We start from the raw sequence: 7,429 nt of genomic DNA, 5'->3' as shown, positions 1-7,429 counted from the left end.
TGCAATCTCCCGCCGTCGGCGATCGATTTCCTGGCCGCGCAGCCTGCCCGCGTCGCGCTCGCGTGCTTCGTGGGACAATCTGGCCGTACCGGTCAATACACCGCCAGGGCCGACGTAGGCATCGATCAACTCGATACCTTTATCGGTAATCTGATATTCGCGTACCTGCTTGGAATGGCTCATGCCGCGCGACTTCAACAGACTGAGCACGCGATTGCGCTCGCCGTTAGATTCGTAGTCCTTCAATTCGATCCACGTATCCATCAACGAGGATACGCTTCGGTCATTCTCATCCATGCCTTCGGCGATCGACGAAAGGCTGGTAAAGAGCGTGGTAATACCCCTTGTCTTGCACAGGTCCGCCAACCTCACCAGTGTCGCGTGAACCTCCTGGGATGGCCCACGGAACGCGGAGATAGGATCGACCACCACCACCTGGGGTGAAAACTCTTCGATATCGCGATACATACGAGCCAGATGCATTTCGAAGCCGAACAAGCTCGGTCTCGCCGCCTCGAACCGTAACAGACCCGCGTCCATGTGGGCGCCAAGATGTATCGCGACCGAATCCATATTGCGAACAATCTGCTCGCGCGACTCTTCGAACGCAAACATCAGGCAGCGTTCGCCGCGACGGCAGGCCGCATCGATGAAAGCTGCTCCGAACGTTGTTTTTCCAGTACCCGCCAGGCCAGAAATCAGCACGCTCGAGCCACGAAAATAGCCGCCTCGCCCGAGCATCGCATCGAGCTGGGGTATTCCGCTCGAAATGGCCTCCTGCGAGACCTTATGTGTCAGGCCCACAGAGGTAATAGGCATGACACTGATGCCGCGTTCGTCGATAAGAAAGGGATACTCGTTCGTGCCATGCGCGGAACCGCGATACTTCACCACGCGCAAGCGGCGAGTGGTTATCTGGTCGATGACCCGGTGATCGAGCAAAATCACGCAATCGGACACATATTCTTCGATACCGTAACGAGTTAACTGCCCGTCGCCACGCTCGCCTGTGACGATGGCCGTCACACCTTTGTCCTTCAGCCATTCAAAAAGCCGCCTTAGCTCGGCGCGCAAGATGAGCTTGTCGGAAAGGCCGGAAAAGAGCGCTTCGATCGTGTCGAGCACCACTCGCTTCGCGCCGATCGAGTCGATAGCGTGATTGAGCCGAACGAACAGACCTTCCAGATCGTATTCGCCGCTCTCCTCGATTTCGACGCGCTCAATGTGCACATGATCGATGACAATCTTCTTCTGGGCGACAAGCTCGGCGAGCCCATAGCCCAAAGAGGCGACATTCTGCTCCAGATCGGCCGCGCGCTCCTCGAAGCTCATGAAGACGCCGCTTTCGCCATATCTCTTCACGCCGTTGACCAGGAACGTCGTGGCCAGCAATGTCTTGCCGCAACCCGCTGCACCGCAAAGCAGCGTAGAGCGACCGGAAGGCAACCCGCCATACGTGAGTTCATCCAGGCCGCCGATACCGGTGGGCGTCTTGGGAAGTACCAGTGCTTCAGTCGATGAGAGGCTCTCTTTTTGATTCATAGCGTTGGAGATGAAAGGGAAGCGGCCCCAGCCGTGAAGCTGCAGTATCGATAGACACTGATGGTGAAGACGTCAATGAGTTGTGAAGCGGGAAGCAAGAACGGACGCGCGCGCTCAGTGCAATAGCGCACTCATCTTTCTCAATCAATCGCCAACTGAGCCGCCGACAAAGTTGGCACGGCTTTCCTTGGTTTTTTCAGATAGTGGCTATATCACTGAAATCTTTGAAAAACCAAGCCGCACCCGAAATAGGAGACATACTTGGATTAAACCGACTTTCATAAAAATGACTTTCATAAAAATGACTTTTAGCGTATTTCCTCAAGGGAACAGAACGAATGCAGGTGACTATGAAGTCTCTTCAAATTGCGATCATGCATGCCCCCGGTCGCAGCAGCAGCCTATGAGCGCGGCTGAGAGGTCTGGATCTTGCCCTCGTTTGCTAGACGGCGCCGGCAATATAGTCCCGCAACCATCGATGCGCCGGATCGCGGTGCAGTCGCTCGTGCCACAGCATTGCCATTTCGTAGCCTGGAACTTCGACAGGCGCTTCGACAATGCGTAGTGACTCATGACCACGAACCAGGCGCGCGGGAAGCATAGCCACTAGATCGGTGGCCTCCACCACCGATCTGACAAACATGAAATGCGGTACCGACAGCACGACACGACGCGCCAAGCCTAATTTCGCCAGTACCTCATCTGTCCCGCCATGGAATCCGCCGCCATCGGGCGAAACGATCACGTGTTCGAGTTCGCAGAACTGCTTGAGTGTCGGTCGGCGCTTTAACCGGGGGTGCCCTACCCTGCCAGCCAGCACATACCTTTCAGCGAACAACACGCGCTGACGCAAGCTGGGCGGCGCATCGTCGCGCGTGTGGAATGCCAGATCGATATCGCCTTGCTCGGCCTGCCGCACGATGCGGGACGGCATGGCCGCCAGTACGGCCAGACGAGTACGCGGGGCGGCCGCTCGCAAGCCGGCCAGTACCGGCAGAACGACCGTGGCCTCACTGTAGTCGGAGGCCGCGACACGCCAGGCTCGGTCCGAGGCAGACGGGTCGAAGGGGCCAGACGGGGTGACGGCTCGCTCCAGGGCCTCCAGGGCTTCATGCAGAGGTTCACGCAAAGCATCGGCGCGAGCTGTCGGCCGCATGCCACGTGGCCCCGGCAATAGCAGAGGGTCGCCAAAGATCTCCCTGAGTTTGGCCAAGTGCACGCTGATCGACGGCTGCGAGAAATTCAGCCGCTGCGCGGCACGAGTGACGTTGTGCTCGGCTAACAGGGCATCGAGCGTTACCAGGAGGTTGAGGTCGAGCCGACGTAAATTACTCATAGATATACCTGGAATTTTGATAATTAATTTCCAATATAGCGCTTTCGCGCCTAACGTGTCGCCGTGTTCCACGGAGATCCCACCATGAACGTACTCATCGTCTTTGCCCATCCCGAACCCCGCTCACTGAACGGCGCACTCAAGGATTTCGCCGTCAAACGGTTGGAAGCCGGCGGTCACACGGTGCAGGTTTCGGACCTGTATGCCATGCAATGGAAGGCCACGCTCGATGCCGATGACAGCACCGGGCGCAACGCCAGCGAACGCTTCTACCCGGACCGCGATTCCAAGCGCGCCTTTGCCAATGGCCTGCAAAGCGCGGATATCGAACGTGAGCAGGACAAACTTCGCTGGGCGGATGCGGTGATCTTCCAGTTTCCGCTGTGGTGGTTCTCGATGCCGGCAATTCTCAAAGGCTGGTTCGAGCGTGTATATGCCTACGGTTTTGGCTACGGCGTAGGCGAGCACTCCGATGTACGTTGGGGCGACCGTTATGGCGAAGGCACACTGGCAGGCAAACGCGCAATGCTGGTAGTCACCACCGGCGGCTGGGAATCGCACTACAGTCCGCGCGGCATCAACGGTCCCATCGAAGACATTCTCTTTCCGATCCAGCACGGGTTGCTCTACTACCCAGGCTTCGATGTGCTGCCTCCTTTCGTGGCCTATCGGACGCGAGGCATTGACGATGCACAGTTCGAAGCGATGCGCGAGGCGCTGGGTCAGCGCCTGGACAATCTATGGACTACGCCGCCCATTGCCTATCTCCCGCAGAATGCGGGCGCGTATGAGATCCCGACGCTTACGTTGAAGCCGGAGCTTTCGCCGGGACAGGCTGGGTTTGCGATCCACGTCGCCCAATGAACGAATCACCGTCGCGGGGGGCGGCTTTCTTGCGCGGCTACACGGTTCGCCGCACCCAGCTACCGGTTCGTCGCATTCGTTTTCGGCACTCCGGCCGTCGCCTCTATAATCCGAGGCTGCTCTGGGAGCTATGGGGACGGTATGGCGAAAAATGAGGACTTCACGGTGTGGGGCAAGGTACAACCGTCCCTGTCGCAAGTCACCCGGACCTGCGCTTACGACCGCGCAGGCTTTGGCTGGAGCGACGCACGGCAGGATGCTCGCGATGCTGAACATGTCGCCGATCAGCCCCATGCCTTATTGAAAGAAGCGGGTACTACCGAACCCGTTATCCTGATGGGTCACTCGGCTGGCGGGCTTTATGTGCGTGTTTACGCGTCCCGATTTCCTGGCGAAGTCGCCGGCCTGGTCCTGGTGGATGCAACCTCCCCGACACCCCTTCCCATGCCACCGCTGATTTCATCGCTGGATCATCACAGCCAGATGCAGTTCATGCTCGTGAAAACTATGGTGGCGTTAGGTATCGCACGCGCGGCTGCTCAGTGCGATGTCGTGCCGAAGGGTCTGGAGGCCTATGCTGGGTGGATCAAAGCCAACGCATGCATTCCCTCACAACAGAATGCTTATGAGCAGGAAGACGAAGCGCTGACGGCAGCGCGGGCGCAGGCCGGTAAGACTGGGCCGTTCGGCAATTTGCCGATCCTGGTTCTGTCACAAGACCCGCAGAACAAAGTTCCGCCGTTTCTAGCCGGGCGTCTGTCGACGAACGATTGGCATACGTGGACGACCAACCACGATCTGGAGCAGCAGGCTTTTGTCGAGCTTTCCTCTCGCAGCCGGAGAGTGATCGCGCAAGGGAGCGGGCACTATGTGCATTACGACCGACCCGATGTCGTGATCCGGGAGGTGACGGGGTTTGTTCAAGCTATTCGGGGTGAACGGCGATAACCCGCTGTGGCTTTTACTTGCTGGGTTGTCCCCTCACCCCAACCCTCTCCCCCGGCAAAGCCAGGGGAGAGGGAGCCTGATTGAGGCAAGCCTCATTACGTCGCACTTGCGTAACTTAGCTCCCTCTCCCCTGGGGAGAGGGTTGGGGTGAGGGGGGGCGCTGCCAAGCGCCTCGTCCCTGTCACGCCATTCGATGCCTTCCCATCAGTGTCCAGCTTCGGCCGTCTTGCGCACCACCCAATCCCCTTTTCGCACCCCCTGCGCCACCGTCCATCCCTGATTCAAGGTGAGATTCCAACCATCGCCCTTCCGCTTCGACGAGTCGATGCCTGCTACCGAAACCGTGGCCACATGCTTGGCCTGATTGACCAAAGCATCGCTCTCGACCTCAAGCGCGCCCCACTCGTCAGTGAGCCGCATGGTGGGATAGACCATGCCAAGATCGCCCAGCGGTTGAAGGGTTTGCGGATTGAATTGATAGTTGCTGTGCTGAAGCGGCAGGATTAACACCGGACCATCGACGAGCTTGGCCTTGAGCGCTGCCAGATGAGCTGCCTTTGCTTGCTGGCGCTTTACTTCGCTCGCATGCAGCGCACCGTCGTCGTAAATCTTTTCACGAGCTTGCAGCGTGGCAAATGCCGGTGGCGGAAGCTTCATCGCCGTGCCGAGCATTTGATCGAATCGTTGACCCGAGCCAAGTTTCTGCAGCCATTGAGGATCCGCTCGATCCAGCAGAAGACCATAGGCCGGCCCAGTGGCATACGCAAAGGAACGCACAAAGGTAGGCGCATTCACGAAGGCCGAGAGGTCGCCGATCGCATAGTTGACGCGTGCCTGCGGCGTTTCCAGACCCAGCTTCACGCCCGTGTATTCGGCGACACCCTCGTTCGCCTCAAGCGAGCCCTCGCCTGCCGCCGCATCGGGAAAAAGGCGATAGCGCTCGCTTCGAAATAGCAACGCATCGGCCACTGCCGCTTTGCGCTCACTATCGGACGACGCACTCAATGCTTTTGCCAATGCACGCCATTCCAGTTGCAACAGGTAGCGACCGTCCAAGGTATCGAGGTGTCGGTTGTCGCCGTCACGTAGCACCATGTGCAGATCGGGCTGAATGCGATGGAACAACTCATGCGCGATCATCACGTGCCGCTTGGCGGCATCGTCGGGCAACGGCCAGAGAATTTCGCTCCACCGGATGCCTGACCATTCGACCGCCGTATTGGCAAGCAACACTGATGACGGCAATACGCCGACGAAAGCATCGCCCGTTTTTTTCAGCACGCCGTCGCCATCGGCACGGTTGGCGACAACTGAACGATCCATCGGATCGACTACCAGCATGGGGCCACATAACGTGTGCCCCCATAGGGTGCCGGCGTCGCGGTTGCAGATCGCCTTGGCTTCGTCGAAGAACGTGGCTGCCGCATCGGGACGGACTGCTCCGGCGGCAGGCGCCGAAGCACACCCAATCGTCGCCAACAGCATGATTTTACGAAATAAAACAAAGCGAGCAGATAGCATCGACGCACCCCTACGATGACTGTCGTAGACTTTGTACGACGACTATCGTACGTTGTCAAATCGTGCTCAGTGGCGCGCCTTCCATTCAATACGGCCTTGCGGGGTTACTGTCAGAGCAACAATTGGCTCTCGCATGATGCCGACCAGTGTCACTCGATCGTCTTGCTGCACGATACGGTCGCGGGGCAGTTGCAGTTCGCCGACTGAGGCTTCGATGACACGCCCTTGTCTGATCTGCAATGCGAACGATCCGGCTTCGTCATGTGCATCGACCGAAATCACCGGCCCAAACGCGCTCGCGTTGTAGATATCGGCCAATGACGAGTCGGCCTGTGCCAGTCGCCCCATGCCAAGCGCAAGCAGACAAAGTACGGATGCAGATACGCTCGCGATACGCAGGCTTGTCGAGATCCGACCCAGGCGCCGGATGCCCAGCAAGCGGTGGACGCGCGCCGTAAATTCGCCCTGGCCCGACATAGCCAGACCCAAACCCGGCCTGGCATGACTCTCTGCCAAACGAATCAACGCACGTGCCAACCCTGTTGCGGACGCGCCCTGCTCTACGGCCATTGCATCGCAGCAGGCCTCGCGCTCGCGCGACACATGACCGTAGAGCAACCACGCAGCGGGATGGAACCACATACATCCCAGCACGATCAGCTGCAGCAGGTTCCAGCCATAGTCGCCTCGCCGCACGTGCGCCAACTCATGCAGCAACACCCCCTCCCATTCGGCTGCCGACAACAAACTCTGCTTATCCCGTGGCAGCAGAAGTTTGGGGCGATGCATACCGATCACTTGGGGCGAGACAATATTCGCCATCTGCACCTGCGCGACGGTGACACCCATGCGTTCGCGCGCCAGTCGATGGACGGTCTCGGTCCATTCCCGAGGTGCGGACACACAGGGCAATCGGGCCATCCGGCACACATGCAGCGCCAATCGCAATGCCATGAAGCCGATACCGGCAAACCATAGTGCAACCCAAGGCAGGGAGTACTCAAACGCCTCGCGATAGCCGGCCTGCAATAAGGGGAGCTCTGCCGAAGGTGAGCCATGGGAAGCGGGCACACCCATACCCGCGACTGTCCAGAACAAGATGACAACCGTCAACGCCGGCAACACAACAAACGCCGCGAAATGAATACAGGCCACGCGATATCGGGCTGCGGCGGTAGCATTTGCCATCGCCCGCTCCCAGCCGGCCCAGGACAACGC

At 58.9% G+C, this 7,429-nt stretch carries 6 protein-coding genes; 2 read left to right on the top strand and 4 right to left on the bottom strand.

Going from position 1 to position 7,429, the window contains the following annotated elements:
• On the bottom strand, positions 1 to 1,542 hold a 1,542-nt coding region (gene kaiC / locus VIM98_RS14930; RefSeq protein ID WP_331993901.1), incomplete at its 3' end, for a circadian clock protein KaiC.
• A 442-nt stretch (positions 1,543 to 1,984) separates the two neighbouring features.
• Complete coding sequence (locus tag VIM98_RS14925; RefSeq protein WP_331993900.1) at positions 1,985 to 2,878, bottom strand: LysR family transcriptional regulator; 894 nt, start codon at positions 2,876 to 2,878, stop codon at positions 1,985 to 1,987.
• Positions 2,879 to 2,962: 84 nt separating this feature from the next.
• Between VIM98_RS14925 and VIM98_RS14920 the strand changes: the two genes are divergently transcribed.
• On the top strand, positions 2,963 to 3,742 hold the full coding sequence (locus tag VIM98_RS14920; RefSeq protein ID WP_331993899.1) for an NAD(P)H-dependent oxidoreductase: 780 nt from the start codon (positions 2,963 to 2,965) through the stop codon (positions 3,740 to 3,742).
• A gap of 141 nt (positions 3,743 to 3,883) precedes the next feature.
• Positions 3,884 to 4,690, top strand: a complete 807-nt coding sequence (locus VIM98_RS14915; RefSeq protein ID WP_331993898.1) for an alpha/beta hydrolase — start codon at positions 3,884 to 3,886, stop codon at positions 4,688 to 4,690.
• A 204-nt stretch (positions 4,691 to 4,894) separates the two neighbouring features.
• On the opposite strand, the gene VIM98_RS14910 is transcribed toward VIM98_RS14915, so the two are convergent.
• Positions 4,895 to 6,175 (bottom strand): hypothetical protein, encoded by a 1,281-nt coding sequence (locus VIM98_RS14910; protein ID WP_331993897.1) that lies wholly within the window; start codon positions 6,173 to 6,175, stop codon positions 4,895 to 4,897.
• Positions 6,176 to 6,277: 102 nt separating this feature from the next.
• The coding region (locus VIM98_RS14905) for a M56 family metallopeptidase (protein ID WP_331993896.1) at positions 6,278 to 7,429 on the bottom strand (1,152 nt) is incomplete at its 5' end.

Source organism: Dyella sp. (assembly GCF_036568765.1).
Taxonomy (GTDB): domain Bacteria; phylum Pseudomonadota; class Gammaproteobacteria; order Xanthomonadales; family Rhodanobacteraceae; genus GSA-30.
The sequence above is the reverse complement of the archived record's forward strand: the minus strand, read 5'-3'. Positions and strand labels throughout refer to the sequence as shown.

Bases quoted from the DNA above. Each gene is read 5' to 3' on its own strand.
- VIM98_RS14915 (WP_331993898.1), top strand. From the start codon at position 3,884: ATGGCGAAAAATGAGGACTTCACGGTGTGGGGCAAGGTACAACCGTCC.
- VIM98_RS14910 (WP_331993897.1), bottom strand. From the start codon at position 6,175: ATGCTGTTGGCGACGATTGGGTGTGCTTCGGCGCCTGCCGCCGGAGCA.
- VIM98_RS14920 (WP_331993899.1), top strand. From the start codon at position 2,963: ATGAACGTACTCATCGTCTTTGCCCATCCCGAACCCCGCTCACTGAAC.
- VIM98_RS14925 (WP_331993900.1), bottom strand. From the start codon at position 2,878: ATGAGTAATTTACGTCGGCTCGACCTCAACCTCCTGGTAACGCTCGAT.